Annotated in this window: 22 protein-coding genes; 8 read left to right on the plus strand and 14 right to left on the minus strand. The window is 73.5% G+C overall.

The window, feature by feature from the left end; genetic code table 11:
- Positions 1 to 39: 39 nt before the first annotated feature.
- Positions 40 to 243, minus strand: a complete 204-nt coding sequence (locus ACWCV9_RS05125) for a hypothetical protein (protein WP_385839728.1) — start codon at positions 241 to 243, stop codon at positions 40 to 42.
- A 381-nt stretch (positions 244 to 624) separates the two neighbouring features.
- On the minus strand, positions 625 to 906 hold the full coding sequence (locus ACWCV9_RS05130) for an acylphosphatase (protein WP_450784354.1): 282 nt from the start codon (positions 904 to 906) through the stop codon (positions 625 to 627).
- A gap of 204 nt (positions 907 to 1,110) precedes the next feature.
- Here ACWCV9_RS05130 and ACWCV9_RS05135 point away from each other — a divergent pair, with 204 nt between their 5' ends.
- Entirely contained in the window at positions 1,111 to 2,337 is a 1,227-nt protein-coding gene (locus ACWCV9_RS05135; RefSeq protein WP_450784355.1) for a CAP domain-containing protein, read from the plus strand.
- A gap of 14 nt (positions 2,338 to 2,351) precedes the next feature.
- On the opposite strand, the gene ACWCV9_RS05140 is transcribed toward ACWCV9_RS05135, so the two are convergent.
- Positions 2,352 to 2,936 carry an NAD(P)H-dependent oxidoreductase gene (locus tag ACWCV9_RS05140; RefSeq protein WP_450784356.1) on the minus strand — a complete coding sequence of 195 codons (585 nt, stop codon included), beginning with the start codon at positions 2,934 to 2,936 and terminating at the stop codon, positions 2,352 to 2,354.
- 110 nt (positions 2,937 to 3,046) lie between these two features.
- Between ACWCV9_RS05140 and ACWCV9_RS05145 the strand changes: the two genes are divergently transcribed.
- Positions 3,047 to 3,463 carry a winged helix-turn-helix transcriptional regulator gene (locus ACWCV9_RS05145; protein ID WP_450784357.1) on the plus strand — a complete coding sequence of 139 codons (417 nt, stop codon included), beginning with the start codon at positions 3,047 to 3,049 and terminating at the stop codon, positions 3,461 to 3,463.
- Between the two features lie 66 nt (positions 3,464 to 3,529).
- Here ACWCV9_RS05145 and mutM read toward each other — a convergent pair whose 3' ends face one another.
- From mutM to ACWCV9_RS05185, 8 genes are all read right to left on the minus strand, one after another.
- On the minus strand, positions 3,530 to 4,402 hold the full coding sequence (gene mutM / locus ACWCV9_RS05150) for a bifunctional DNA-formamidopyrimidine glycosylase/DNA-(apurinic or apyrimidinic site) lyase (protein WP_385839734.1): 873 nt from the start codon (positions 4,400 to 4,402) through the stop codon (positions 3,530 to 3,532).
- Positions 4,403 to 4,507: 105 nt separating this feature from the next.
- Positions 4,508 to 5,335: a ribonuclease III gene (rnc, locus tag ACWCV9_RS05155; protein WP_450784358.1), complete on the minus strand. Its 828-nt coding sequence runs from the start codon at positions 5,333 to 5,335 to the stop codon at positions 4,508 to 4,510.
- Between the two features lie 8 nt (positions 5,336 to 5,343).
- Positions 5,344 to 5,517, minus strand: coding sequence for a 50S ribosomal protein L32 (rpmF, locus tag ACWCV9_RS05160; RefSeq protein ID WP_003951102.1), 174 nt, complete (start codon positions 5,515 to 5,517; stop codon positions 5,344 to 5,346).
- A 2-nt stretch (positions 5,518 to 5,519) separates the two neighbouring features.
- Entirely contained in the window at positions 5,520 to 6,164 is a 645-nt protein-coding gene (locus ACWCV9_RS05165) for a YceD family protein (protein WP_450784359.1), read from the minus strand.
- Positions 6,165 to 6,305: 141 nt separating this feature from the next.
- On the minus strand, positions 6,306 to 7,388 hold the full coding sequence (locus ACWCV9_RS05170) for a cell division initiation protein (RefSeq protein WP_450784360.1): 1,083 nt from the start codon (positions 7,386 to 7,388) through the stop codon (positions 6,306 to 6,308).
- Between the two features lie 57 nt (positions 7,389 to 7,445).
- Positions 7,446 to 7,925 (minus strand): pantetheine-phosphate adenylyltransferase, encoded by a 480-nt coding sequence (gene coaD / locus ACWCV9_RS05175; protein ID WP_450784361.1) that lies wholly within the window; start codon positions 7,923 to 7,925, stop codon positions 7,446 to 7,448.
- A gap of 26 nt (positions 7,926 to 7,951) precedes the next feature.
- A complete protein-coding gene (rsmD, locus tag ACWCV9_RS05180) occupies positions 7,952 to 8,539 on the minus strand; it encodes a 16S rRNA (guanine(966)-N(2))-methyltransferase RsmD (RefSeq protein ID WP_450784362.1) in 588 nt (195 codons plus the stop codon).
- 79 nt (positions 8,540 to 8,618) lie between these two features.
- Positions 8,619 to 11,645, minus strand: a complete 3,027-nt coding sequence (locus tag ACWCV9_RS05185) for a helicase-related protein (RefSeq protein WP_450784363.1) — start codon at positions 11,643 to 11,645, stop codon at positions 8,619 to 8,621.
- Between the two features lie 199 nt (positions 11,646 to 11,844).
- Here ACWCV9_RS05185 and ACWCV9_RS05190 point away from each other — a divergent pair, with 199 nt between their 5' ends.
- Both ACWCV9_RS05190 and ACWCV9_RS05195 read left to right on the plus strand, forming a co-directional pair.
- Positions 11,845 to 13,680: an HSP90 family protein gene (locus ACWCV9_RS05190; protein WP_450784364.1), complete on the plus strand. Its 1,836-nt coding sequence runs from the start codon at positions 11,845 to 11,847 to the stop codon at positions 13,678 to 13,680.
- A complete protein-coding gene (locus ACWCV9_RS05195; RefSeq protein ID WP_450784365.1) occupies positions 13,680 to 16,664 on the plus strand; it encodes a tetratricopeptide repeat protein in 2,985 nt (994 codons plus the stop codon). The genes ACWCV9_RS05190 and ACWCV9_RS05195 overlap by 1 nt, the downstream gene beginning before the upstream one ends.
- 36 nt (positions 16,665 to 16,700) lie before the next feature.
- Here ACWCV9_RS05195 and ACWCV9_RS05200 read toward each other — a convergent pair whose 3' ends face one another.
- Entirely contained in the window at positions 16,701 to 18,401 is a 1,701-nt protein-coding gene (locus ACWCV9_RS05200; RefSeq protein ID WP_450784366.1) for a DAK2 domain-containing protein, read from the minus strand.
- Positions 18,402 to 18,658: 257 nt separating this feature from the next.
- Here ACWCV9_RS05200 and rpmB point away from each other — a divergent pair, with 257 nt between their 5' ends.
- From rpmB to ACWCV9_RS05215, 3 genes are all read left to right on the plus strand, one after another.
- Complete coding sequence (gene rpmB, locus ACWCV9_RS05205; protein ID WP_003993230.1) at positions 18,659 to 18,844, plus strand: 50S ribosomal protein L28; 186 nt, start codon at positions 18,659 to 18,661, stop codon at positions 18,842 to 18,844.
- A gap of 112 nt (positions 18,845 to 18,956) precedes the next feature.
- Entirely contained in the window at positions 18,957 to 21,998 is a 3,042-nt protein-coding gene (locus tag ACWCV9_RS05210; RefSeq protein WP_450784367.1) for a BTAD domain-containing putative transcriptional regulator, read from the plus strand.
- Positions 21,999 to 22,033: 35 nt separating this feature from the next.
- Positions 22,034 to 23,236: an FAD-dependent monooxygenase gene (locus tag ACWCV9_RS05215; protein ID WP_450784368.1), complete on the plus strand. Its 1,203-nt coding sequence runs from the start codon at positions 22,034 to 22,036 to the stop codon at positions 23,234 to 23,236.
- Here ACWCV9_RS05215 and thiD read toward each other — a convergent pair.
- Positions 23,224 to 24,030 carry a bifunctional hydroxymethylpyrimidine kinase/phosphomethylpyrimidine kinase gene (gene thiD, locus ACWCV9_RS05220; protein ID WP_450784369.1) on the minus strand — a complete coding sequence of 269 codons (807 nt, stop codon included), beginning with the start codon at positions 24,028 to 24,030 and terminating at the stop codon, positions 23,224 to 23,226. The genes ACWCV9_RS05215 and thiD overlap by 13 nt on opposite strands.
- The gene (locus ACWCV9_RS05225) at positions 24,027 to 24,992 is read right to left on the minus strand and encodes a thiamine-phosphate kinase (protein ID WP_450784370.1); all 966 of its coding nucleotides are present in this window, start codon (positions 24,990 to 24,992) and stop codon (positions 24,027 to 24,029) included. The genes thiD and ACWCV9_RS05225 overlap by 4 nt, the downstream gene beginning before the upstream one ends.
- 249 nt (positions 24,993 to 25,241) lie before the next feature.
- Between ACWCV9_RS05225 and ACWCV9_RS05230 the strand changes: the two genes are divergently transcribed.
- Positions 25,242 to 25,475, plus strand: a complete 234-nt coding sequence (locus ACWCV9_RS05230; protein WP_450784371.1) for an Lrp/AsnC family transcriptional regulator — start codon at positions 25,242 to 25,244, stop codon at positions 25,473 to 25,475.
- Positions 25,476 to 25,484 lie beyond the last annotated feature (9 nt).

Genomic DNA, 25,484 nt, shown 5'->3' on the forward strand with positions numbered 1-25,484 from the left:
CCCGACCACAGCGACTGCTGTTGTGGAGCGATGCAGTGATCAGGTGAGCGCAGGCTCCGCCTGGTGTGCGTCGATGCTCTCCATGATCCTCTCCTGAGAGGCGGCAGCCGCCAGCGCTTCGTTCTCCGCCTGGATCCGGACCAGCTCGGACTCCAGGTCCTGTACGCGCTGCTGCAACCGTCGCATCTCGGCGAGGAGTCGAGGGTCGGAGCCGCCGACGTAACCGAGAAGCGCCTTTGCCATGATGGATGGTCCTCCACACTGAGTGACCGACCGATGCGGTGTGGGTCGTGAGGGATTTGCACCCGCGGTGCTTGGCACATCCGGGTGTTGCTCTGCTGTTGCTCCATGCCAAACAGCTAAGGTGCGCGGGGCTTTCAGCGTCTCACCAAAAAGTTTGACGGTCAACACGATCACGCCCTGTATTGACGGGCAAACCCGGGGCGCTGCCTTCAGAACGGCGGCGCTGCGACTCGTCCGGGGCCTTGAGGGCGTGGCGATCAGCTGTACCAGCGGAGCCTGCCACGAGACGTCGTTCTTGGCAACCACCAGGTCGTTTCCCCGGACGGCGAGCGCCCCCGGTGGTCCGCCGCACGCCGGGCGGCGCCGCCGCGCGGTACCGGATCAGCGCACGGCGAAGCCGTCGTAGCCGCCGCGGGGTGTGTCCCAGATCTCGGTGACGCCGTCCACGCGGCCGGGCGTGTCGTCACTCTGGAGCCAGTCGAGCAGCCCCTCACAGCCCTCCCGGGAGCCCTCGGCGACCACCTGGACCCGGCCGTCGGCCAAATTGAGAGCAAAACCACTCAGGCCGCCGATCTCCAGCGCCTTGGCCCGGGTGAACCAGCGAAATCCCACGCCCTGCACGTGTCCACGCACCCAGGCGACCAGTCGTACATCCTCGCTCATGGGTGCAACCTAACCGCCCGGTGTCGTCCGGGACACGTCGTCCCCCGGCGCCATGGGGTACCGTCCCGACCCATTGAGTCGCACACGCAAATTCACTCGGTCGAGTGAGCCGGGTGGACCGTAGGGAGTCCGGAGGGGGTCCCCGGGAGTCACTCGCCGCGCAGGTACCGGGTCGCCCGCGAGCACGAGGAAGAGGGCAAGGACATGGGACGCCACCGACGCTCCGCCGCCGGCCGCGCCGCCACGGGCCGCGCCACGGGGGCCACGCACCCGGACCGCTCCACCACGGCAGGCGACGACCCGCAGCACCCGGCCGATCCGCAGCACCCGGCCGGGGCTGAGCAGCCGGCCGCGCGCAGCACCCCGTACCTGCTCCCGGAGGGCTACGCGGAGGTCACCGCCAGGAGCACGGCCTATCTGTTCGCGACGGACGACGAGCCCGCGGCGGCCACCGGCGCGCCCGGCGGCCCGGCCGGCGGCCGGCGCCCGTGGCGTCCCGGGCGGCCGGTGCGCGCGGGCCTGCTCGGCGTGACCGCGGCCCTCGCCATCGGCACGGCCGCGGCGGCCACGGGCTTCATGCCCGGCCTGGAGAACTACCGGCTCGGCGGTGGCACGCACGCCACCGGCGGCGAGCGAATACGAACCACCGTCTCGCCCGGCAACACGGCCACCCAGCAGGGCGGTACCTCGGGCAGCGCGGCCGGCGGGACCGGCCCGGCGGCGGGCGGCGGCGCCAAGGCGTCCCCGTCGTCCTCCCCGTCGGCCACCGGCCCGTCCGCTTCCCCGTCGTCCTCCCCCTCGGCGTCACCCTCGGCGTCACCCTCGGCGTCACCTTCGGCTTCGCCCTCCGCTTCCCCCTCCGCCTCGCCCTCGAAGACGGCGTCCAGGTCGGCCTCGGCGACGCCCTCGAAGAAGCCGGCGTCCTCGAAGAAGCCGGCGGCCTCCACGAAGCCGACGGCCGCTCCCAGCCGGCCGCGGAGCACCCCCTCGCGTACGGCGACCGCGGCACCCCCGGTCCCCACGGTGACCTCCGTGCCGGTGACCGTCTCGGCCCAGACCGCCGCCGAGGCGGAGGTGTTCAAGCTCGTCAACGAGGAGCGGACCAAGGCCGGGTGCAGCGCCCTGGCGGTGAACTCCTCGCTGACCAAGCTGGCGGAGGCGTTCAGCGCCGACATGGCCGCGCGGAACTTCTTCGACCACACCGACCCGGACGGCAGGACGCCGTGGGACCGGGCCGCGGCGGCCGGCATCACCGGTCTCGGTGGGGAGAACATCGCCCGCGGGCAGGCCGACGCGGCGGCCGTGATGGATGCCTGGATGAACAGCTCCGGCCACCGCGCCAACATCCTGAACTGCGAGTTCAAGACCCTCGGTGTCGGCGTGCACTTCGGCCCGGGCGGGCCGTGGTGGACGCAGGACTTCGGGTACTGATCCCGCCCCGCCTACTACGCGGCCGCGCGGCCCCGGGCGAAGACCGCGGCCGTCTCGGTGACCCGGCGGCCCAGGTGCTCGGCCGTGGCTATGTCGGCCTTGTGGACGCCCTCGGGACCCTGGTCGTTGTTGCTCTGCGCGGCGGCACCGCTGAAGAAGCCGAGACGGTTGAGGTCGTTCTCGGAGGCTTCGCTGCTGCTCCAGCCGGGGAGCAGGCCGAGGTTGACCCAGTGCATGCCGTGCTGGGCGGCCAGGGTCTGGAAGAACTGGAGGGTGTGCAGCTTGTCGCCGCTCTTCGAGGCCGAGTTGGTGAAGCCGGCGGCCAGCTTGTCCTGCCAGGCGCGGGTGAACCAGCGGCCGGAGGTGGTCTCGGCGAAGGCGTGGAAGGCGCCGGACGCGGTGCCCATGTAGGTGGGCGAGCCGAAGACGATCGCGTCGGCGCGGTCCAGGACCGCCCACTGCTCGTCGGTGATCTCGTCCACCTTGACCAGGTGCACCTCGGCACCCGCCTCGGCGGCGCCGGCCCGGACGGCCTCGGCGAGGACGGTGGTGTGGCCGAAGCCGGAGTGGTACGCGATGGCAACGACAGGGGTGGTCATGGGAATTCCAACTCCTCGGGTGGACGACTCAAAGCGATGACCAAAGGAAAGCACTAACTTTTGGTTAGTGCAACCTGGCGGTTAGCGCTGCGCTCGCGTAGGCTTGTGATATGAGCGCCCGCACCGAAGAACCCGTCACCGAGGTCACCGCCGAGGACCACGAGGACCTCGCCTACAACGTCTTCGCGAAGGCCTGCCCGTCGCGCGGCACCCTGGAGCACGTCACGGGGCGCTGGGGCGCACTGACGCTCGGCGCGCTGTACGAGGGTTCGCTGCGCTTCAACGAGCTGCGCCGCCGCGTGGACGGGGTGAGCGAGAAGATGCTGTCCCAGACGCTGCACGCGCTGGAGCGCGACGGCCTGGTGCACCGCGAGGCCCAGCCGACCAACCCGCCCCGGGTGGACTACGAACTCACCCCCCTCGGCCGCCAGGTCGCCGAGCGGCTGCTCGCGCTCATCCACTGCGTGGAGGGCGCCATGGACGAGGTACTGGCCTCCCGCGAGGCCTACGACGGCCGTCAGGCGTAGGCCCACGCCGGCCGGCAGCCGCAGCGGGAGGTCACTCCCCGCCGGAACCGGCGCCGCTCGCTCCCCTCAGCCCCGGCCGGCCGGGCGGGGGCGGGGCGGCCGCTGGCAGGTGGGGCAGAAGTAGCTGGAGCGGTTCATCCAGGGGCGGCGGCGCATCGGCGTACCGCAGCGGCGGCAGGGCAGGCCCTCCCGGCCGTAGGCGTCCAGGGAGCGGTCGAAGTAGCCCGACTCGCCGTTGACGTTGACGTACAGGCTGTCGAAGCTGGTGCCGCCCTCGGCGAGGGCCGCGTTCATCACGTCCCTGATGTGGCCGAGGAGTTCGGCGGTGACCGGGCGGGTGAAGTGGGCGGTGGGCCGCTCGTAGTGGATGCGGGCGCGCCACAGCGCCTCGTCCGCGTAGATGTTGCCGACCCCGCTGATCAGCGACTGGTCCAGCAGGGCCCGTTTGACCGTGGTCCGCTTGCGGCGCAGCGCCTGATGGAAGGCGTCGTCGTCGAACAGCGGATCGAGGGGGTCGCGGGCGATGTGCGCGATGACGTCGGGCAGGCCTTCTTCGGTGTTGTCGTGCAGCGAGAGGCCGCCGAAGGTGCGCTGGTCCACGAAGCGCAGCTCGGTGCCGAGGGAGTCGGCGAACCGGATCCGGATCCGCAGGTGCTTCTCGTCCGGCGCGTCGTGCGGCTGCACCAGCAGCTGGCCGCTCATGCCGAGATGGGCGAGGACCGACTGGTTCGTCTCCTCCAGCGGCAGCCACAGGTACTTGCCGCGCCGCCGCGGAGCGCCGATGTGCTGTCCCTTGAGCCGGTGCGCGAAGTCGTCCGGGCCGGCCAGGTGCCGGCGTACGGCGCGCGGGTGCAGCACCTCGACCTCGGCGACCGTGCGGTGGGCGGCCCACCGCTCCAGTCCGCGTCGTACGACCTCGACCTCGGGCAACTCGGGCATCGTGAACCCCCGTGACGAACCGGTGGATGAGCCGAGCGCCCGCTCCGGTGCCGTCAGGGGCTCGGAGCGGGCGCTCGGTACTGCTCGGGACCTGCTCGGAACAGGTCAGGCGGTGGCGGACGACGAGGCGTCGTCCCGGGCGGCCTCCTCGGCCGCCTTGGCTGCCTTGGCTCGCTCGTCCGCCGCGGCCCGGATGGACCGCCAGGCGGACTCGGCGGCCTGCTGCTCCGCCTCCTTCTTGCTGCGGCCGGTGCCGGTGCCGTACGAGACGCCCCCGACGCGGGCGGCAGCAGTGAAGGTCTTCTCGTGGTCGGGGCCGGTCTCCGTGACCAGGTACTCGGGCACGCCGAGTCCCTCGGTCGCGGTCAGCTCCTGAAGGGATGTCTTCCAGTCCAGGCCTGCGCCGAGGTTGGAGGACTTCTCGATCAGCGGGTCGAACAGGCGGTGCACCAGTTCGGAGGCCGCGTCGAGGCCCTGGTCGAGATAGACCGCGCCGATCACCGCTTCCAGGGTGTCGGCGAGAATGGATGCCTTGTCCCGGCCGCCCGTGCCCTCTTCGCCCCGGCCGAGCCGGATGAAGGAGCCCAGGTCGAGGCCACGGCCGACCTCCGCCAGCGCACGCGAGTTGACCACCGCGGCCCGCAGCTTGGCCAGCTGGCCCTCGGGCAGGTCGGGGTGGGTGCGGTACAGCGTGTCCGTGACGACGAGACCGAGGACGGAGTCACCGAGGAACTCCAGCCGCTCGTTCGTCGGCAGACCGCCGTTCTCGTACGCGTAGGAACGGTGGGTCAGCGCACGCACCAGAAGGGCGGACTCGACCTGGTAGCCGAGCCGCCCTTCCAGAAGCGTGTGGGACGAGGCCTGGTTGTCCACCGGGCCACCCCCGCTGACGCGGGGAGCGTTCTTCTTCGCCGTGGACACAGTGCCTCTCACCAGCCCGCTCAGACTTCGAGGACCTGGCGCTTGTTGTAGGTGCCGCAAGACGGGCACGCGATGTGCTGCTGCTTCGGCTCGTGGCAGCGCTCGCACGCAACCAGGGTGGGGACCGCAGCCTTCCACTGCGACCGGCGGTGGCGCGTGTTGCTGCGCGACATCTTCCGCTTCGGAACAGCCACGGCTACTTCTCCTGCTTCTCGTCGACGCCCGCTTCGGCGCCGCTCATCTCGTCCTTCTCGCCGTCCGTCTTCGAACCGGCGAGTCCCTGCAAAGCCGCCCAACGGATGTCGACGGCATCGTGGTGGTGGTCCGGGTCGTCCGCGAGCCGGGCTCCGCACTCGGAGCACAGACCCGGGCAGTCTTCCTGGCACACCGGCTGCATCGGCAGTGCGAGCACCACCGCATCACGCAGCACAGGTTCGAGGTCGATCAGACCGTCCTCGATGAAGAGCCTGTCCTCGTCGTCCTCGGCGTCGTCGCCCGGTTCCGCGATCACGCGGCCCCGGTCGTCGGCGTCAGGGTACGAGAACATCTCCTGGAAGTCCGCATCGAGCTCCAGCTCGACCGGCTCCAGACACCTTACGCACTCCCCCTCGGCCGTTGCACGGGCGGTGCCTGTGACAAGCACCCCTTCCATGACCGACTCGAGTCGGAGTTCGAGCTCCATCGGGGCGCCTTCCGGCACTCCGACGACTCCCTGGATCCCGAGATCCCGGGGAGCGTCGATCTCGCGGGTCAGGCGCTGCAGCGCGCCAGGACGCCGGCCCAGCTCGTGCGTGTCGATCACGAGGGGGTTGCGGTGGTCAAGGCGGGCGTTGGGAGCCATTCCTGCTTTCGATCTTCGAACTCGAAGGGACGCCACCCGCCGGTGTCTGCGGGCAGCGCTGATCGCGGACGTACACGCGACCGAACAGCCAGGATACTGGACCTTTCGCTCTGGGCCCAATCGGGTGCCGGCCGCCCCGGGCTACAGGCCCCGGCCCTGCTCGTAGGCGCGCAGCTGCTCCGCGCTGATCATGCTCGTGTCGAAGAGGCTGGTCTCGTCCAGGGCCGCATAGCCCGCTTGGGGCTGCTGCGGGGCCTGGTGGGGCTCGTGGGGCTGCTGAGGCGTGTAGGCGGCCTGCTGGGGGTCGTAGCCGCCTTGGTAGGCGTAGGGGTCGGCCTGCTGGTAGCCGTAGGGGTCCTGCTGGCCGTAGGCGGGCTGCTGCGGGAAGCCGCCGTAGGGGTCGGGCTGCTGCTGCTCGTACGACGCGTAGGCGGGCTGCGGGTCGTACGACGGCTGCGGCGGCTGCTGTTGCTGCCGGTCCGGGCGCTCGGCCGGGGTGTCCTGCTCGGCGAGGGCCGCGAGGTCGGCGAGGTAGTCGGCGTCGCTGGAGTGCTGGAAGGTCGTGGTGTCGTCGGCGAGCGCGCCGAGGTCGTCCGTGGCGATCCGGCCGTGCAGCTTCTGCCGGCCGCGGCCGACGGCCTCCAGGGTCTTGGCGAGGACCGCCTCGAAGGCGCCGAGCTTGGCGTCGACGTACTGGTCGGCGTTGTGCCGCAGGGTCTCCGGGTCGTGGCTGCGCTCGGGGGCGTCCTCGTCCTCGTAGCCGTTCTCGTCCACGCCGGGGCCGGTGCCGAGCAGCTTCTCGCGGCCGCGGCCGACCGAGCCGAGGGTCTTGGTGAGGACGACCTCGAAGTTGGCGAGCTTGGAGTCGACGTAGTCGTCGGCCTCCGCGCGGACCTCCTCGGCCTCCTTGCGGGCCTCGGCGAGGATCCGGTCGGCCTCGGCCTGGGAGCGGCGGGCGATCTCGGTGTCGGAGATCAGCGAGCCGCGCTCGGCGTGCGCGTTCTCGATGATCCGCTCGGCCTCCAGCCGGGCCTGCTCGACCATCTGTTCACGGTCGCCGATCAGCTCCTGCGCCTGCGCGAGGGAGCCGGGCAGCGCCTGGCGCAGCTCTTCCAGCATCGCGAGCAGCTCGGCGCGGTTGATCACGCACGACGCCGACATGGGCATGGAACGGGCGCCGGAGACCGCGGAGACGATCTCGTCGAGCTTCTTCTGCACGTCCACCTGTGCTCGCCACTCTCTACAGCCGGGTTGGAGACGGACGGGACGACTGTAGCCCCATCAGTCCCGGCGCAGGCGCGTGTTCAGGGCCTCGAGGACCGGGGCCGGCACCAGGTGGGAGACGTCGCCGCCCCAGGCCGCGACCTCCTTGACGAGCGAGGAGGACAGGAAGCTGTACGTGGGGTTGGTGGGCACGAACAGCGTTTCCACGCCGGTCAGGCCGTTGTTCATCTGGGCCATCTGGAGTTCGTAGTCGAAGTCGCTGACGGCGCGCAGGCCCTTGACGATGGCGGGGATGTCGCGCTGCTTGCAGAAGTCGACCAGCAGGCCGTGGAAGGCCTCGACCCGGACGTTGGCGTAGTCGGCGGTGACCTCGCGGATCAGCTCGATCCGCTCCTCGATCTCGAAGAGGCCCTTCTTGGACTGGTTGATCATCACCGCGACGTAGACCTCGTCGTAGAGCCGAGAGGCCCGGGCGATGATGTCGAGGTGTCCGTTGGTGATCGGGTCGAACGACCCGGGGCATACGGCGCGGCGCACTTGTGATCCCTCGCTCTCCGGTCCGGTCATCGTGCGTCTTCGCACGTAGAGGCGGCGCGACCGTACCAAAACGTTCCCTCGCCGTAGCGGCGGGACCGGATCGGTTCGAACCCGTCCGGCCACCGGAATTCACCGCCTCTGGTGCTGCGCTCCACGGTGACGAGCGCTTGCTCAGCGAGCCAGCCCTCCGAGTGGAGTGTGAGCAGAATCTCCCGAAGATCGTCGTCCGTGACGGCGTACGGCGGGTCGAGAAAGACCAGGTCGTACGGGTCTTCGGGGGCCGGCGTCCTGATGACCTGTTCCGCTTTGCCCGCTCTGACCTCGGCGCCGGGAAGGCCCAGGTTCCTCACGTTCTCCCGGACGACTCGCGCCGCGCGGCCGTCGGCTTCGACGAGGAGGGTGTGGCTCGCGCCCCGGGAGAGGGCTTCCAGGCCCACGGCGCCCGAGCCGGCGTAGAGGTCGAGGACCCGTTCCCCGTCCAGGGGGCCGCCCAACAGGGACTGCCAGGTGGAGAAGAGACCTTCGCGGGCCCGGTCGGAGGTGGGGCGGGTCCCGGTGCCGGGGGGTACCGAGAGGCGCCGTCCGCCGGCCCGGCCGGCGATCACGCGGGTCATGTGGGGTCCTTCTTCGTGAGCGGCTTTGCGTTCATTGTGGCTGGTCGCGCGGTTCGGCGCGCCCCTGGGTAGGTCTCCTTCAGCCCTTTTCCAGGTACTGCTCCCGCTCTTCGTCCAGCAGGGCGTCCAGCGCCGTCCGCAGCCCCGGCAGCTGCTCCAGGTCCGGGTCGCTCGCCACCAGGGCCGTCGCCTCCTCCCTGGCCTCCGCGATGACCTCCTCGTCCTCGATGACCGCGAGGACGCGGAGGCTGGAGCGGGCGCCGGACTGGGCCTGGCCGAGGACGTCGCCCTCGCGGCGCTGTTCGAGGTCGATCCGGGAGAGTTCGAAGCCGTCGAGGGTGGCGGCGACCGCGCCCAGGCGCTGGCGGGCGGGGCTGGCCTCGGGCATCTCGGTGACCAGGAGGCACAGCCCGGGGGCCGAGCCACGGCCCACCCGGCCGCGCAGCTGGTGGAGCTGGGAGACGCCGAAGCGGTCGGCGTCCATGATCACCATGGCGGTGGCGTTGGGGACGTTCACGCCGACCTCGATGACGGTGGTGGCGACCAGGACGTCCGTCTCGCCGGCGGCGAAGCGGCGCATCACGGCGTCCTTGTCGTCGGGGTGCATCCGGCCGTGCAGGACCTCCACCGTCAGGCCCTGGAGGGGGCCGCGGCGCAGCTGTTCGGCGACGTCCAGGACGGCGAGCGGCGGGCGCTTCTCGGCCTCGTCCTCGGGGGACTTCTGTCGGGCCTTCTTCGGGTCCTCCTCCTCGTCGCCGATGCGCGGGCAGACCACGTACGCCTGGTGACCGGCCTCGGCCTCCTCGCGGATGCGCTCCCAGGCGCGGGCGAGGAAGTGGGGCTTGTCGGCGGCCGGTACGACATGGGTGGCGATCGGGGAGCGGCCGGCCGGGAGCTGGTCGAGGACGGAGGTCTCCAGGTCGCCGAAGACGGTCATGGCGACCGTGCGCGGGATGGGGGTGGCGGTCATGACGAGGAGGTGCGGGGGCTGTTTGCCCTTGCCGCGCAGGGCGTCGCGCTGCTCGACGCCGAAGCGGTGCTGTTCGTCCACGACGACCAGGCCGAGGTCGTGGAACTGGACCTTGTCCTCGATCAGGGCGTGGGTGCCGACGACGATGCCGGCCTCGCCGGTGGCCAGGTCCAGCATCGCCCGTCGGCGTGCGGCCGTCCCCATCGATCCGGTGAGCAGTACGACCTTGGTGGCGCGCTCGGCGCCGCCCAGCATCCCGCCCTCGGCCAGGTCGCCCATCATCTCGGTGATGGAGCGGTGGTGCTGCTGGGCGAGGACCTCGGTGGGCGCGAGCATGGCCGCCTGGCCGCCGGCGTCGACCACGGCGAGCATGGCGCGCAGGGCCACCATCGTGTTGTGGGTCACCGTGAAGTGGTCGGTGACGTAGGCGTGGCTGCGATGGGCGACGCTGATGCACTGGACCGGTTTGCGCCCCACGTGCTCGACGGCCCGGATGCCGCGGCTCAGGGCGCCAGCCCCGGGGTGCGGGCGCAGCCGGGCGGCGTGGGGGCTGAGCCGGAACGGGGGGTGGTCCTCGGGCAGTTCCACGGAGACGTGGAACCCGGCCTGCCGTGCCAGCACCCGGGCCCGGCCGCCCAGGGAGCGCACGAGCCAGGCCACGTCGTCCGCCAGCGGCTGGGAGTCGGTGGCGAGAAAGGCGCCGGTCCCGTCCCGGTCCACCGTGCCGAGGGTGTCCATGAGCCCCTGGAGGAGGGCGAGGCGGTTCTTGACCGAGGTGTTCTTGAACGCGTCGGGAACGGGCCGCGGGCCGGGCGGGACGGAGCCGTCGCCGAGGCCGCGCCCGAAGCGGTAGGGGTCCGCGGGGAGCGGGGAGCCGTCGCCGAGGTCCACGGGGGTGGCCGGCGGGATGTGCCACTTCGGCGATCCGTCCGCCTCCAGCAGGTCGTCCCTGATGGCTCGGGTGGTCAGCACCTCGGGGGGCTCGCCGCTGTCCCGGCCGCGCCGCGTGCCGACGATCCAGAGGTGTTCGTCGTCGCACTCCACCGCGCTTCCGTCGGTCAGCACGAGGCGCCACACGTCCCGCTCCCCCTGCGGGAAGATTCCGTCGACCGGCGCGGTCTCGCCGGACGGCACGACGACCTCGTCGCCCACCTCCAGCTCGCCCATGCGCCGGAAACCGCGCGGGGTGAGCACGAGCGAGTCCAGCGGCTGGGCCTTGCCGGAACCCACCTCCCCCTGGAGGAGCCGGTGCATGGGGTGTTCGGTGGCGAGGTCGGCGAAGATCTCGCGGGAGACCTTCTGCTGGCCCTCGGTGAGGGTGAAGGGCAGGCGGTCGTCGAAGGCCGCGAGCAGGCCGTCCGGTCCGGGGCGGCGGGGTACGGCCGGGAGCAGGGTGTCGGCGTGCCGGCGGCGGGCCAGGGCGACCTGGAGCACGAAGGCCTCGTCCCACTTCAGGCGGGCGCGGGCGTCGGCGATGTCGGCCTTGGTGTGCGGGCGGTGGATCTTGAGCAGGGCCTCGGGGAGGGGGAGCAGCCCGCGGCCCTCGCGCAGCGCGGGCGGCAGCGGGTCGAGGGCCTCCTGGGCGCTGGGCAGGACCGTCTGGACCGCCTTGCCGATCTTCCAGGACTCCAGTTTGGCGGTGGCCGGGTAGATGGGGATCAGCGCGCCGGCCCAGGTCTCGACCGCTTCCTCGCCGTCCCCGCGCAGCAACTCATAGGCGGGATGGGCGAGTTGGAGTCGGCGGTTGAAGACGGAGACCTTGCCGGCGAACATCGCGCGGGTGCCCGGCAGCAGCTCCTTGTGCGGCTTGTGCACGCCGTTGCCGAAGAAGACCAGCTGGAGCCGGCCGCTGCCGTCGGTGATGGTCACCTCCAGGCGCTGGCCCTTGCCGCGGGGCGCCTTGGCGGAGGCGAAGGAGTGCAGGCGGGCGTCGGCGACCATGGCGACCACCGTGACGTGCTCGTCCATGGGGAGGTCGGCGAGGTGGGTGAGCTGGCCGCGCTCCTCGTATCTGCGCGGGTAGTGGTGCAGGAGGTCGCCGACGGTGTGCAGGCCGAGATGCTCGGCCATCACCTTGGCGGTGGCGGGGCCGAGCACCTTCTTCAGTGGTTCTTCCAGTGCGGGCACGAGATCCATTGCACACCACGCCACTGACAATGCCGTACACGCTGCCCCGCGGCTTTCCGTCCGCACGGCCGGGAACCTGGGGAAACCCCTGGTCAGGCGGAGTGCTCCGGGCCTAGGATGGCGCGCTCCGGCCATCCTTCGCGGTCACCGCCCCAGCCGGGACCGCCCGACCCCGCGCCGCACGCGCTCCTCCCCCGGCGCAGTGACGATGGACTCCCAGATCCCACAGCCAGCCCAGGCATCCCAGTCACCCCACCCACCCCACACGTTCCAGGTCGACCTGCGTGGTCTCGTGGACCTGCTCTCCCATCACCTGTACTCCAGCCCCAAGGTCTACCTGCGCGAGCTGCTCCAGAACGCCGTGGACGCGATCACCGCCCGGCGGGACGGGCAGCCGGACGCCCCGGCGCTGGTCCGGCTGCACACGGCACAGGGCGCGCTGCGGGTGGAGGACAGCGGTGTCGGGCTCACCGAGGCCGATGTGCACAGCCTGCTGGCCACCATCGGCCGCAGCTCCAAGCGGGCCGAGGAGCTCCAGGAGGCCCGCTCGGGCTTCCTCGGCCAGTTCGGCATCGGCCTGCTCGCCTGCTTCCTGGTCGCCGAGCGGATCCGGGTGGTCAGCCGCAGCGCCCGGACGCCCGGGGCGGCGCCGGTGGAGTGGACGGCGCGGGACGACGGGTCGTACACCGTGCGCACCCTGCCGGACGCCGAGCGGCCCGAGCCGGGCACGACGGTGTATCTGACCGCGCGGGCCGGCGCCGCGGAGTGGCTGGCCCCGGAGCGGGTGCGCCGGCTGGCCCGGGACTTCGGCTCGCTGCTGCCGTACGACGTCCAGGTGGACGGGCAGCCGGTCACCGACCTGCCCGCGCCCTGGGACCGGCCCTATCCGAGCCCCGCCGCACGCCGCGTGGCGCTCGCCCGGCACTGCCAGGAGCTGTTCGGGTTCACCCCGCTGGACTCGGTCTCCCTGGACGTGCCGCTGGCCGGTGTCCGCGGGGTGGCGTACGTGCTGCCGTCGGCCGTGAGCCCGGCCCAGCGGGCGACCCACCGGGTGCATCTGAAGGGCATGCTGCTCACCGAGCGCGCCGAACAGCTGCTGCCCGACTGGGCGTTCTTCGTGCGCTGTGTGCTGGACACCGACAGCCTGCGGCCGACCGCCTCGCGCGAGGCGCTGTACGAGGACGAGACGCTGGCCGCCGTGCGGGAGGCGCTCGGGGAGCGGATCCGGTCCTGGCTGACCGGCCTCGCCGCCGGGGACCCGGAGCGGCTGGCCGCGTTCCTCTCCGTGCACCACCTGGGCGTGAAGTCGCTCGCCCGGCACGACGGCGACATGCTGCGCACGATGCTGCCGTGGCTGCCGTTCGAGACGACGGACGGCCAGCTGTCCCTGGAGGAGTTCGCCCAGCGGCACCGGGTGGTGCACTTCACCCGGACCGTCGAGGAGTTCCGGCAGGTCGCGCCGATCGCCTCAGCGCAGGGGGTCGGGGTGGTCAACGGCGGCTACACGTACGACAGCGAGCTGGTCGAGGCGCTGCCCCGGGTGCGGCCCGGGACGGTGGTCGCCGAGCTGGACGCGGACACCGTGACCGCGCATCTGGACCCGGTGGACACGGCCGAGGAGCTGGCGCTGGCCGGGTTCCTGGCGGCCGCGCGGGCCAGGCTCGACCCGCTGGGCTGTGACGTCGTCTTGCGGGCCTTCCATCCGCTGTCGGTGCCCGCGCTGCATCTGGACGACCGGGCCGCCCGGCACGAGCAGGCCCGCGCGGCGGCCGAGGAGCAGGCCGACGACCTGTGGGCGGGCATCCTGGGCTCGCTGCGCGACAGCGCACCGCGCGCGCGGCTGGTGCTCAACCACCTCAACCCGCTGGTCCGCAGGATCGGTTCGCTCGGCGACCCGGAGCTGATCGGCACGGCGACCGAGTCGCTGTACGGGCAGGCGCTGCTGAGGGCGCAGCGGCCGTTGCGGCCGGCCGACTCGGCGCTGCTCAACCGGGCGTTCATCGGCCTTCTGGAGTGGGCCACGCATGGGGAGAACGGCAGCTGATGGGTGAGATCGCGGACTTCGACGCGCTGCGCCGGGCGATGGCGGAGAACTCCGAGCAGCCGGAGGGCCCGGCCCGCAACGCGCGCGCGGAGGAGCTGCTCGCCGAGGCCGAGCGGCTGGAGGTGCCGCTCGCCGTGATCGAGGCACTCGGGCATCAGCTGAAGGTCTACAACTACAGCTCCGAGAAGGCGAAGATGTTCGTCCCGTTCGCGCGGCTGCTGCGCATGTGGGACGAACGGCCGGAGGACTTCGACGAGTACGAGACGCATTCCCTGCACTGGGCCTTCAAGTGGATGTCGGCGGGCATGCTGGACCAGCCGCACATCCCGCTCGCCTCGATCGAGAAGTGGCTCGGCGAGATGGAGCACCGCTACCGGCTCGCCGGGTACTCCGAACGGGCCGTGCGTGGCGCCGAGTTCAGTGTGGCCGCGCATCTCGGGGATGTGCCGCGCGCCGAGCGGGCGTACGCCGCCTGGCTGGCCGCCGACCGGGACCAGATGGCCGACTGTCACGCCTGCGAGCTGCACGGGCAGGGCTTCTGGCAGGCCGAGCGGGGCCGGGACGAGGAGGCGCTGCGGCTGTGGCAGCCGGTGCTGGAGGGCGAGTTCGCCTGTGCGCACGAGCCGCACACCGTGCTCGCCTCCTCGCTGGCGCCGCTGCTGCGCCTGGGCCGCGTGGACGAGGCCCGCGCCCACCATCTGCGGGGTTTCCGGCTGGTCCGGGCGATGGAGAGCATGCGGGGCGCGTACGCGGACCATGTGGAGTTCTGCGCGCTGACCGGCAACGAGGCGCGCGGTCTGGAACTGCTCGCCGAGCGGCCCGCGTACTTCACGGACACCGGGCATCCGCGCAGCCGGCTGGAGTTCCTGGCGGTGGTGGCGCTGCTGATGGAGCGGCTGACCGGGCTGGGGCTCGGCGCGCGGCGGGTGCCGGGCCCGGCCGGGCGGACCTGGACCGCCGGTGAACTCGCCACGCACGCGCGTGCGGAGGCGCTGGAGCTGGCGGAGCGGTTCGACCGCCGCAACGGCACCTCGTCCGTCGGCGACCGGGTACGCGCGCGCATGGCGCAGCGTCCGCTGGTGGAGCGGCTCCCGCTGGGCGTGCGTACGGCACGGCCGGCCGCGGCGCCCGTGGTCGCGCCGCCGGCCGCCGGGCCGGTGCCCGCCGAGGCCGACCTGGCCGCCCTGCTGGCCGAGGCGCGGCGGATGTCGGACACGTTGCAGCCGAACGCTCTCGAGGCGTGGGCGGCGGTGGCGCGGGCCGCCGAGGGTGTACAGCTGGCCGCGCGCGACCGTGCGGAGCTGACCGACCACGAGGCGATGGCCCGCGGTCCCGAGGGCGTCGAGCTGTTCGAGCGGGCCGCCGCGGAGTACGCGGAGGCGGGCGACCCCGGTGAGGCGCTGGCGGCACGCGCGCGTGGCGCGTACATACGGGCCCTGGGCGGTGAGGTCGACGCGGCCCTGACAACGGTCTCCGGCCTGTACGACGAGGTCCTGGCGCTCTACGCCGACGGGGCCACCGGGGTGCGCCAGACCGCGTCGGTGCTGATGAGCCGGGCCCGGACTCTGATGCGCCGGGTGCACCAGGCCGCCGAGCGAGGCGCGAACGGTGCCGTCGAGGCCGCCGTCGGCGCCGCCGAGGCCGCGGTGCGGGAGGTGCTCGCGCTGGTCGGCGGGCGGGCCGGGGACGATGTGCGGCTGGTCGCCCGGGACGGCGAGGCGCGGGCGATGCTCGCCGAGCTGGCCGGGCTGACCGGGGACGCCGGGCGGGCGGCACGGCTGTTCCGGGAGGCGGCCGACGTCTATGTGGGCGCCGGGCTGCCCTGGTTCGCCGTCGAGTACGAGGTGCAGGTCGCCGCGCTGGCCCACCAGGCCGGTGACATCGCCGGGGCCGAGCGGGCGCTGCGGGCGGCCCTGGCGCACGGCGGGGCGCATGTGGAGCCGGTCGGCCGGGCTCAGCTGCATCTCCAGCTCGCCGAGGTGATCGGCTCCCGGGGCGCGGCCGAGGAGGCGGCGGACCACGCCCTCGAGGCCGCGCACTGGGCCGACGAGGCCGGTGCGAGCGGCACGGTGGGGGCCTGGGCGCGGCAGCAGCTGGGCGGCTTCCTGCTGCGCCAGGGCCGGTGCGCGGAGGCCGCCGAGGTGCTGGAGTCGGCGCTCGCCGACCTGAGCGCCGAGACGCACGGCGACGGCGCGGTCGTCCAGGCCCGCTGGTGGCTCGGGGACTGCCTGGCCGAGCTGGGCGAGCACCGGGAGGCCGCCGGGCAGTGGCTGCGGGCCGCCGAGACCGCCCGGCACTGGCCCGAGCAGCAGGACCACGCCACGCTCGCCCATCTGGCCGCCGGTTCGCTGGCCCACGCCGGGCTCGCCGAGGAGGCGGACCGGGCCTACAGGCGCGCGGGCGAGCTGTGGCGCGCGCTCGGCAACCCCCAGTTCCTGGTCCGCTCGCTGCGGGCCCGCGCCTGGCTGGCGCTGCGCGGCGCCGTGGGTGCGGCGGGTGCGCGGGCGCTGATGGCGGACGCGGTACGGGAGTGCGAGACGGCGCTCGCGGCCACGGCGGAGCCCGCCGTCCGGGACCAGCTCGGTGCCGAACTGGGCGACACCCACCGGCAGTTCGCGGAGCTGCTGGCCCGCTCGGCGTCCGAGGCGGACGGCGAGGGCGAGGAGGCCGTGGAGGCCGAGGACGCGGTGATCCAGGAGGTTTTCGAGGCGGCGCTGGAGCAGATGGAGCGGGCCGTGGCGGTGTTCGGCGCGCTCGGCGCGGCCGGCCTGCACAGCCGTACCGGCGCGGAGCTGGGGGCGGGCTGGCTGGAAGCGGACCTGGGGCGTCCAGCGGCAGCGGCGGCACGCGCGCGTGCCGTGCTCGCGGCCTACGCGGACGCCGGCGCGGCGGACGGGCCGGACCAGGCCGACGAGACGGTCCGCGCCCGGTGCGCGGAGGCCGCCCAGCTGCTCCAGGCGGCGCGGACCGAGACGGAGGGCTGAGCCGGGCCCCCGCTCACCTCAGGGCCGCTGCCCTGCTCACTCCACCCCGATGAGCAGCAGCGCGCCCTGCCGGCCGCCCTGGTACACCACCGTGTCCACGGCCAGGTAGGACTCCCGGACCCGGGCCTGGAGGCGCTCGGCGACGGCCTCGGGGGCGCCGTCACCGACGACGAGGGTGACCAGCTCGCCGCCGGCCTGGAGCATGCGGTCCAGGACCGTCTCGGCGGTGGCGCCGACCTCCGGGCCGATCACCGCCACATCGCCGTCGATCAGGCCCAGGACGTCCCCGGCCTGGCAGATGCCAGCCGTCGTCCAGGACTGGCGTTCGGCCACGGTGATCTCGGCGTAGCGGGTGGCGCCCGCCGCCGAGGTCATCTGGACGACGTCCTCGTCGAAGCGGCGTTCCGGCTCGTGCACGGCGAGCGCGGCGATGCCCTGCACCGCCGAGCGGGTCGGGATCAGCGCCACCCGGATGCCCTCGGTGCGGGCCTGCTCGGCGGCCGCGGCTGCGGTGTGGCGCAGCTCGGAGTCGTTGGGCAGCAGGACCACCTCGCGCGCGTGGGCCCGCCGTACCGCCTCCACCAGCTCCCCGCTGGCCGGCGGCTCCCCGGGGCGGGCGAGGACGGTGGTCGCGCCGGCCTCGGTGTACAGCCCGGCCAGCCCCTCGCCGGGGACGACGGCGACGACGGCCCGCTGGGCGCGCTCGCGCGGGTGCGGCCGGCCTGCGGTGTGCACGTCGCCCAGCCCGAAGTGGGTGATCCGGATCCGGTACGGCCGGCCCGCCTCCACGCCCGCCTCGACGGCGGCACCGGCGTCGTCCACATGGACATGGACGTTCCACAGCCCGTCGCCGCCGACCACCACGAGGGAGTCGCCGAGGGCGTCGAGCCGCGTGCGCAGCCGGGCCACGGCCGCGTCGTCGGCCTCCAGGAGATAGATCACCTCGAAGGCGGGGCCGCCGGCTCCGGCGCCCTCGGGGCACCCGCCGGAGCCGCACGCGCGCGCGTGGGCAGCGGACGCGGTGTCCGCCGCATCGCCCCGGGCCAGGGTGTGCCCGCGCACCGCCTCCGGCGCGACCGGCTCCCCGGTGACCGCCTCCACCAGCGCCCCCAGCACCGTCACCAGTCCGCTGCCGCCCGCGTCCACCACGTTGGCCCGCTCCAGCACGGCCAGCTGCCCGGGGGTCGCCGCCAGCGCGGCCCGCGCCCCCGCGTAGGCGGCCCGGGCGACGGCCGCGCAGTCGCCCTCGGCTCCGTCGGCGGCGTCCGCGGCGGCCGAGGCGACGGTGAGGACGGTGCCCTCGACCGGGTGGGCCACGGCCTGCCGGGCGGAGTCGGCGGCCCGGCGCAGGGCCAGCCGCAGCTCCGGACCGTCGATGTGGGGTACGTCACGGTTCCGGCCGTCCGCGAGGACCTGGGCCATGCCGCGCAGCAGCTGGGCGAGGATCGTTCCGGAGTTGCCCCGGGCGCCGATGAGCGCTCCGTGCGCCATGGCCCGTACCGCGTCCGCGAGGGACGGCTCGGCGGAGCCGGTCCCGTACCCGGCGAACACGGCCTCCACGGCCGTCGCGGCGGACTCCACCGTCAGATAGAGGTTGGTCCCGGTGTCGCCGTCGGCCACGGGGTAGACGTTGATCGCGTCGATCTCCTCCCGTGCCCGGCCGAGCGCCCGGAGCGCCAGACCGCACCAGGTGCGCACCGCGAGAGCATCGAGGAATGTCTGCGGCACCTGCGCCACCTGCGCCTCCCTGAGCTGGCTGGACGTGGCACGCAGCGTAGACCCCGGGCCGGTGTCCGGCCGAGGCGGGCCGGGAGCGGGGCACCGATCCGCCATGGTAGTTTCGTTCTGCTGGCGCGGCCGTTGTATGCTGCTCCGGTTGCCCGATCCGATCGGGCTGTTCCCCTGGCAACGCCACTCAGATCTCAGATCGTACGATCTCGATCCCGGCATGCCGGGATTAACCGTAAGTGCATCTGAAGTCTTTGGAGTGACCCGTGGCTGCCAACTGCGACGTCTGCGGCAAGGGGCCGGGCTTCGGCAACAACATCTCGCACTCGCACCGCCGTACGTCCCGCCGCTGGAACCCGAACATCCAGCGTGTGCGTACCGTGGTCGGCGGGACGCCGAAGCGCGTGAACGCCTGCACCTCGTGCATCAAGGCCGGCAAGGTCTCGCGCTGACGCACCAGCTGAGCGCGCGGCCACTGCCTGGTCCGCTGCACTGAGCCGGTCCACCTTCGGGTGGGCCGGCTTTTTGCCGTACCCGCGCGCGGTGGATGGAACAATGCGCAGAATGCGCTTCGGCATTCTGGGCCCCCTGGAGATCCACACCGGCGACGGCACCCCTGTGTCCCCCGGCGGCCCCCGCCCCCGCGCGCTGCTCACCCTGCTGCTCCTGGACGCCGGCCGCGCGGTCTCCGTGGAGCGCCTGCTGGACGGCCTGTACGGCGCCGAGCCGCCCGCCGGTGCCGCGAACGCGCTCCAGTCGCAGATATCCCGGCTGCGCGGGCGGCTCGCCCCGCACGCCCGCATCGACGCGGTCCCCGCCGGATACACCCTCGCCGTCGGCCCGGGAACCGGCGGCCCGCGGACCGTCGATCCGGACACCGTCGACGCCCACCGGTTCGCCCGGCTCGCCGCCGAGGGCCGTACCGCGCTCGCCGCCGCCGACCACCCGCGCGCGGCGGCGCTGCTGCGGGACGCGCTCGCGCTGTGGCGCGGCCCGGCGCTGCCCGATCTGCCGGACGCGCACGCCGACCGGGCCCGGCTCGCGGAGCTGCGGCTGGCCGCCGTACAGGACCGGATCGAGGCGGAGCTGGGGCTCGGCGGCGGGGCGGAGCTGGTGCCGGAGCTGCGGGCGCTGCTCGCGGAGCATCCGCTGGACGAGCGGCCGTACGGACAGCTGATGCGGGCGCTGCACGCGGCCGGGCGGCCCGCCGAGGCGCTCACGGTGTACGAGGAGGCGCGGCGCACGCTCGCCGACCAGCTGGGCACGGATCCGTCGGCCGAGCTCTCCGCGCTCCACCGGGAACTGCTCCGGGGCGGCCCCGAGGCCCCCGTCCGGCCCGCGCTGCCGGCCCAGCTGACCCGTTTCGTCGGCCGGGAAGCGGAGCTGGCCCGGGTCGAGGAGGCGCTGGCCGGCTCCCGGCTGGTGACGCTCACCGGCCCCGGGGGCGTCGGCAAGACCCGGCTCGCGCTGGAGGCGGCCCGGTCCCGCCCCGGCACCGAGGTGTGCCTGGTGGAGCTGGCCCCGCTCGCCGACGGCTCCCGGATCCCGTACGCGGTGCTGGCGGCGCTCGGGGTGCGGGACGGCTTCCGCAGCCCGGCCACGGACGCGGCGGCCCGGCTGCTGGCCGCGCTGGCCGACCGGGCCGTGCTGCTGGTGCTGGACAACTGCGAGCATCTGGTCGAGGCCGCCGCGCGGACGGTCGCCCGGGTGCTGGCCGCCTGCCCGGGCGTCCGGGTGCTGGCGACCAGCCGGGAGTCGCTGGCCATCACGGGCGAGGTCCTGGTGCCGGTGCCGCCGCTGCCGCAGGAGTCCGCCGTACGGCTGCTGCTGGACCGGGCGCGAAGTGTGCGGCCCGGCTTCGACGGCCACGCGCGCGCGGCGGAGATCTGCCGGGCGCTGGACGGACTGCCGCTGGCGATCGAGCTGGCGGCGGCACGGCTGCGCACCCTGTCGGCCGAGGAGCTGGCCGACCGGCTGCACGACCGGTTCCGGCTGCTCACCCGCGGGGACCGGGCCAAGGCGCCCCGGCACCGCACGCTGCGCGCGGTGGTGGAGTGGAGCTGGGAACTGCTGGACACGGCGGAACGGGAGCTGGCGAGCCGGCTGACCGTCTTCGCCGGAGGCGCCACGCTGGACGCCGTGGCGGCCGTGTGCGGGGTGCCGTACCCGGAGGACGCGCTGGCGTCCCTGGTGGAGAAGTCCTTCGTCGAGGTGGCCGACGGGCGCTACCGGATGCTGGAGACGATCCGTGCCTTCGCCGCCGAGTCGCTGGCCGAGCCGGCGGCGCTGCGGGCGGCGCACGCCGGGTACTTCCTGCGGCTGGCCGAGCAGGCGGAGCCGGCCCTGCGCGGCGGCGGCCAGCTGCCCTGGCTGGCCCGGCTGACCGCCGAGCAGGACAACCTGGACGCGGCGCTGCGCCATCTGACCGAAGCCGCGCCCGGGGACGCGCTGCGGCTGATGGCCGCCCTGACCTGGTTCCGGCGGCTGCGCGGCCTGCACGGCGACCGGGTGCCGCGGGCCCGGGCGCTGCTCGCGGCGGTCGGCGCCGAGCCGCCGCCCGGGCGGGCGGAGGAGTACGCCCTGTGCGTGATGAACGCCGTGTCCGGGCAGGGCGACGATCCGGAGGACGCCGGTCTCGTCGCGCGCGCGGCCGCCGTCATGGCCACGCTGGACGGGCCGCTGCGGCTGCCGTTCACGGTGGTCCTGTGGTCCCTCACCGGCGGCCCGCTGCTGAGCACGGACGCGCGGGTGCGGGCGCAGATGGGGCAGGAGCCGTGGAGTCTGGCCCTGCTGGACGTCGGCCTCGCCTACCAGGCGCTGTTCGCGGGGCGGGCCGCCGCGGCGGAAGCGGCCTTCACGCGCGCGTGGGAGGGCTTCCGGGCGACCGGGGACCGCTGGGGACTGGCCAACTGCCTCGATCCGCTGGCCGGGTTTGCGTACGGCCGCGGCGAGTACGCGCGGGCGCTGGCCCTGCTGGACGAGGGCTTGGGGCACGTCCGGGAGCTGGACGCGCCCGAGGAGACCGCCGATCTGCTGCGCACCCGTGCGATCACCCTGCTGGGCCGGGGATCCGCGCAGGAGGCCGCCGCGCACTTCACGCGCTCGTACGACCTGGCCCGCGCCGCCGGGGCGACCGACAAGGCGGCCGGGGCGCTGCGCGGCCTGGGCGATGTGGCCCGCCTGACCGGGGACCCGGCACGCGCGCGCGTGCACTACGAGAACGCCCTCCAGACCTGCGCGGCCACCTGGTTCAGCGTCGGCGAGACGGCGCGGATCATGATCGGCCTGGCGCGCACGGCCGCCGCCGAGGGGGACCCGGGCACCGCCCGCGAGTGGCTCGCCCAGGCCCACGCCCAGGCCCTGGAGTCGCCGGAGGTGCTGCTGCTGGCCGATGTCGCCGACGCGCTCGCGGCCGTGGCCCCGCGGCCGGAGCGGGCGGCCGAACTCCTCGGCGCCGCCGCGGGCCTGAGGGGCGCGCCGCAGCTCGGCGACCCCGATGTCGTGACGACGACGGAGCACACGCGTGCGTGCCTGTCCCCAAAGGAGTTCGAGCAGGCCTTTGAGCAGGGCCGGAAGCTTCGGTCAGCGGCGGTCAGCGAACGGTAGGCGCACGGTCAGCGGGGCCCTGGACCGTAGGGGGCATGACGAAGACAGCCGATCTGAGCCACCTGACCGTCCTGATCTCCGGCGCGAGCGTCGCCGGCCCCGCCCTCGCCCTGAACCTGGCCCGCCACGGCGCCCGGGTCACCGTCGTGGAGAAGGCGCCCGAGCTGCGCGGCGGCGGCTTCGCCGTGGACTTCCGGGGACGCGTGCACCGCAGGGTCCTCACCGCGATGGGCCTGTGGGACGAGATCCACGCCCACCAGACCCACATGGGCCGCCAGACCGTGGTGTCCGCCGACGGCAGCCCGCGCGTGGACCTGCCCGCGGAGATGATGAGCGGCGATGTGGAGATCTTCCGCGGCGATCTGGCGCGGATCATGTACGAGCGTACGAAGGACACGGTGGAGTACGTCTTCGACGACTCCGTCACCGCGCTGACGGACACCGGGCAGGGCGTCGAGGCGGCCTTCGAACGGGGTGCGCCCCGCCGCTTCGACCTGGTCGTCGGCGCCGACGGCCTGCACTCGAACACCCGCCGTCTGGTCTTCGGCGACGAGTCCCGCTATCTACGCTTCTTCGATCACTACGTGGCCGCCTTCAGCCTTCCCAACCACCTCGGTCTGGACCGCACCGCCCGCCTGCACAGCGAGCCGGGCCGCTGCGTCGGCATCAGCAACTACGACGGCGACCCGGACCGCGCGGGAGCCCTGCTGGTGTTCCGGTCCGAGCAGCTGGCGTACGACCGCCGGGACACGGACGCGCAGCGCCGGATCCTCACCGAGCGCTTCGCCGGGATGGGCTGGGAGGCGCCGTACGTCCTCGGGGCGCTTCAGGACGCCGACGACCTGTACTTCGACGCGATCGCCCAGATCCATGTCGACCGGCTGACCCGGGGGCGGGTGGCGCTGCTGGGCGATGCCGGGTACGGCGCGACCATGGGCGGGATGGGCACCGGGGTGGCGATGGTCGGCGCCTATGTGCTGGCCGGTGAACTGGCCCTGGCGGGCGGCGACCACCGCACCGCCTTCGCCGCGTACGAGCGCCGGATCACGGACTTCGCGAAGGGCTGCCAGAAGATCTCCGGCAACGCGGGACCGTTCTTCGCGCCGCCCACCGAGCGGCGGATCCGCAGCCGGGACCGGATGTACCGGCTGCTGAGCTCGCGGCCGCTGGGCGGGTTCTTCAAGCGGATGACGGAGAAGGCGGCGACCGCGATCGAGCTGGGGGACTACCCGGCCTGAGGCCGGTGCGTGCCGAGGGCCCAGCCGTGGTGCACCGGGCCGATGCCCGTGCCCAGCGGGAAACCGGCGGCGATGGCGCCCGTGACGTAGCTCTTGGCGGCCTGGACCGCCTCCGGGACGCTCAGGCCCTTCGCCAGTCCGCAGGCGATCGCGGACGCCAGGGTGCAGCCGGTGCCGTGGGTGTGCCGGTTGTCGTGGCGCGGGGCGCGCAGCCAGTGCTCGGCCGAGCCGTCGGTCAGCAGGTCGACGGCGTCCCCGGCGAGATGGCCGCCCTTGATCAGCACCCAGCGCGGACCGTACGCCAGGACGGCTTCCGCCGCCGGCCGCAGGTCGTCCTCGGACTCCACCCGTACGCCGGTGAGTTGGGCCACCTCGTCGAGGTTGGGGGTGGCCACCGTCGCCGCCGGAAGCAGGCGGCCGCGCACCGAGTCCAGCGCGGTGGCGGCCAGCAGCGGGTCGCCGTGCTTGGAGACGCCGACCGGGTCGACCACGGCCGGGGCGTCCGTGCCGGAGATCAACTCGGCGACCGTCTCGACCAGTTCGGCCGAGGCCAGCATGCCGGTCTTCACGGCCTGTACGCCGATGTCGTCCACGACAGTGCGGTACTGGGCCCGCACGGCCTCGGCGGGCAGCTCCCAGGCGCCCTGGACGCCCCGCGAGTTCTGCGCGGTCACGGCCGTGATCACGCTCATCCCGTGCACGCCGAGCGCCAACATCGTCTTCAGGTCGGCCTGGACCCCGGCGCCGCCGCCGGAGTCGGAGCCGGCCACCGTGAGCACCCGGGGCAGGCTCATGACTCGATGTCCCCGAAGTGGTCCCAGCCGCCCTTGCTGGTCCAGGGCGCCCCGTCCACGGTCACCTGGGGCAGCGCGGAGGGGTTGAGGACCTCGCCGATCACCTTCCAGCGGGCCGGCAGCTTGGCGTCCGGCGGGAAGGTCGCCACGATCGCGTGGTCCTCTCCGCCGGTCAGCACCCACTGGAGCGGGTCGACGCCGACGGCCTGACCGATGTCGTTCATCTGGGTCGGGATGTCGATCGCGCCGGAGCGGATGTCGATCCGGACCTTGCTGGCCTCGGCGATGTGCCCGAGGTCGGCGATCAGCCCGTCGCTCACGTCGCACATCGCGGTCGCGCCGAGCGCCGCCGCGGCCGGACCCGCGTGGTACGGCGGCTCGGGGCGCCGGTGGGCCTCCACGAAGGCGCGCGGCGAGCGGAAGCCGCGGGACAGCACCGCGTAGCCGGCCGCGGACCAGCCCAGCCAGCCCGTCACGGCCACCAGGTCGCCGGGCTGGGCTCCGCCACGGGTGACGGGCTCCTGGTTGCGCAGATCACCGAGCGCGGTGATCGACACCATGATCGTGTCGCCGCGTACGACGTCTCCGCCGACCACCGAGGCGCCCGCGACCTGGCACTCGTCGCGCAGGCCGTCCATCAGCTCGCTCGGCCAGGTGACCGGGAGTTCGGCCGGCACCACCAGGCCGAGCAGCAGCGCGGTCGGTACGGCGCCCATGGCGGCGATGTCCGCGAGGTTCTGTGCGGCGGCCTTGCGGCCGACGTCGTAGGCCGTGGACCAGTCACGGCGGAAGTGCCGGCCCTCCAGCAGGATGTCCGTGCTCGCCACCACCCGCCGGTCGGGTGCGGCGAGCACCGCGGCGTCGTCGCCGGGCCCGATCCGGACCGCCGGGGTGGTGGTGAGACGGGAGGTGAGCTCCCTGATGAGCCCGAACTCCCCGAGCTCACCAACAGTGCCCTTCATGTCCCTTGGCTCCCCTTCTCTCCCTAGCCGTGCCCAGTCGCGCGTCATCAGTGTCCCCGATACGGTCGAGATGACCGTCGATACGGTCGGAATGACCGTGGATGAAGGCCGTTCCGACCGTCAACTTCCGTCGTGCCTGCACTCTGGCGCGCAAGCCCGGTTCCCGCGGGTCTCCCCGAGGGGCGCGGCGACGCGATACCGTGGCGTTCCTTTCCCCCACATGATCCTCGTGGCCGCCCTGGAGGTTCCGTGGTACAGGCGTACATCCTGATCCAGACGGAGGTCGGCAAAGCGTCGACCGTCGCCGACACGATCAGCAAGATTCCTGGAGTGATCCAGGCCGAGGACGTGACGGGACCGTATGACGTCATCGTGCGCGCACAAGCCGACACCGTCGACGACCTCGGTCGCATGGTGGTCGCGAAGGTCCAGCAAGTGGACGGCATCACGCGCACCCTGACCTGCCCGGTCGTGCATATCTAGCCCCCGTCT

The sequence above is a fragment of the Streptomyces sp. NPDC001606 genome (genome assembly GCF_053596835.1).

Excerpts from the sequence above, each read along its gene's own strand:
- ACWCV9_RS05125 (WP_385839728.1), bottom strand. The coding sequence starts at position 243 with ATGGCAAAGGCGCTTCTCGGTTACGTCGGCGGCTCCGACCCTCGACTC.
- ACWCV9_RS05130 (WP_450784354.1), bottom strand. The coding sequence starts at position 906 with ATGAGCGAGGATGTACGACTGGTCGCCTGGGTGCGTGGACACGTGCAG.
- ACWCV9_RS05135 (WP_450784355.1), top strand. The coding sequence starts at position 1,111 with ATGGGACGCCACCGACGCTCCGCCGCCGGCCGCGCCGCCACGGGCCGC.
- ACWCV9_RS05140 (WP_450784356.1), bottom strand. The coding sequence starts at position 2,936 with ATGACCACCCCTGTCGTTGCCATCGCGTACCACTCCGGCTTCGGCCAC.
- ACWCV9_RS05145 (WP_450784357.1), top strand. The coding sequence starts at position 3,047 with ATGAGCGCCCGCACCGAAGAACCCGTCACCGAGGTCACCGCCGAGGAC.
- mutM (WP_385839734.1), bottom strand. The coding sequence starts at position 4,402 with ATGCCCGAGTTGCCCGAGGTCGAGGTCGTACGACGCGGACTGGAGCGG.
- ACWCV9_RS05165 (WP_450784359.1), bottom strand. The coding sequence starts at position 6,164 with ATGGCTCCCAACGCCCGCCTTGACCACCGCAACCCCCTCGTGATCGAC.
- rsmD (WP_450784362.1), bottom strand. The coding sequence starts at position 8,539 with ATGACCCGCGTGATCGCCGGCCGGGCCGGCGGACGGCGCCTCTCGGTA.
- ACWCV9_RS05185 (WP_450784363.1), bottom strand. The coding sequence starts at position 11,645 with ATGGATCTCGTGCCCGCACTGGAAGAACCACTGAAGAAGGTGCTCGGC.
- ACWCV9_RS05190 (WP_450784364.1), top strand. The coding sequence starts at position 11,845 with ATGGACTCCCAGATCCCACAGCCAGCCCAGGCATCCCAGTCACCCCAC.
- ACWCV9_RS05195 (WP_450784365.1), top strand. The coding sequence starts at position 13,680 with ATGGGTGAGATCGCGGACTTCGACGCGCTGCGCCGGGCGATGGCGGAG.
- ACWCV9_RS05210 (WP_450784367.1), top strand. The coding sequence starts at position 18,957 with ATGCGCTTCGGCATTCTGGGCCCCCTGGAGATCCACACCGGCGACGGC.
- ACWCV9_RS05215 (WP_450784368.1), top strand. The coding sequence starts at position 22,034 with ATGACGAAGACAGCCGATCTGAGCCACCTGACCGTCCTGATCTCCGGC.
- thiD (WP_450784369.1), bottom strand. The coding sequence starts at position 24,030 with ATGAGCCTGCCCCGGGTGCTCACGGTGGCCGGCTCCGACTCCGGCGGC.
- ACWCV9_RS05225 (WP_450784370.1), bottom strand. The coding sequence starts at position 24,992 with ATGAAGGGCACTGTTGGTGAGCTCGGGGAGTTCGGGCTCATCAGGGAG.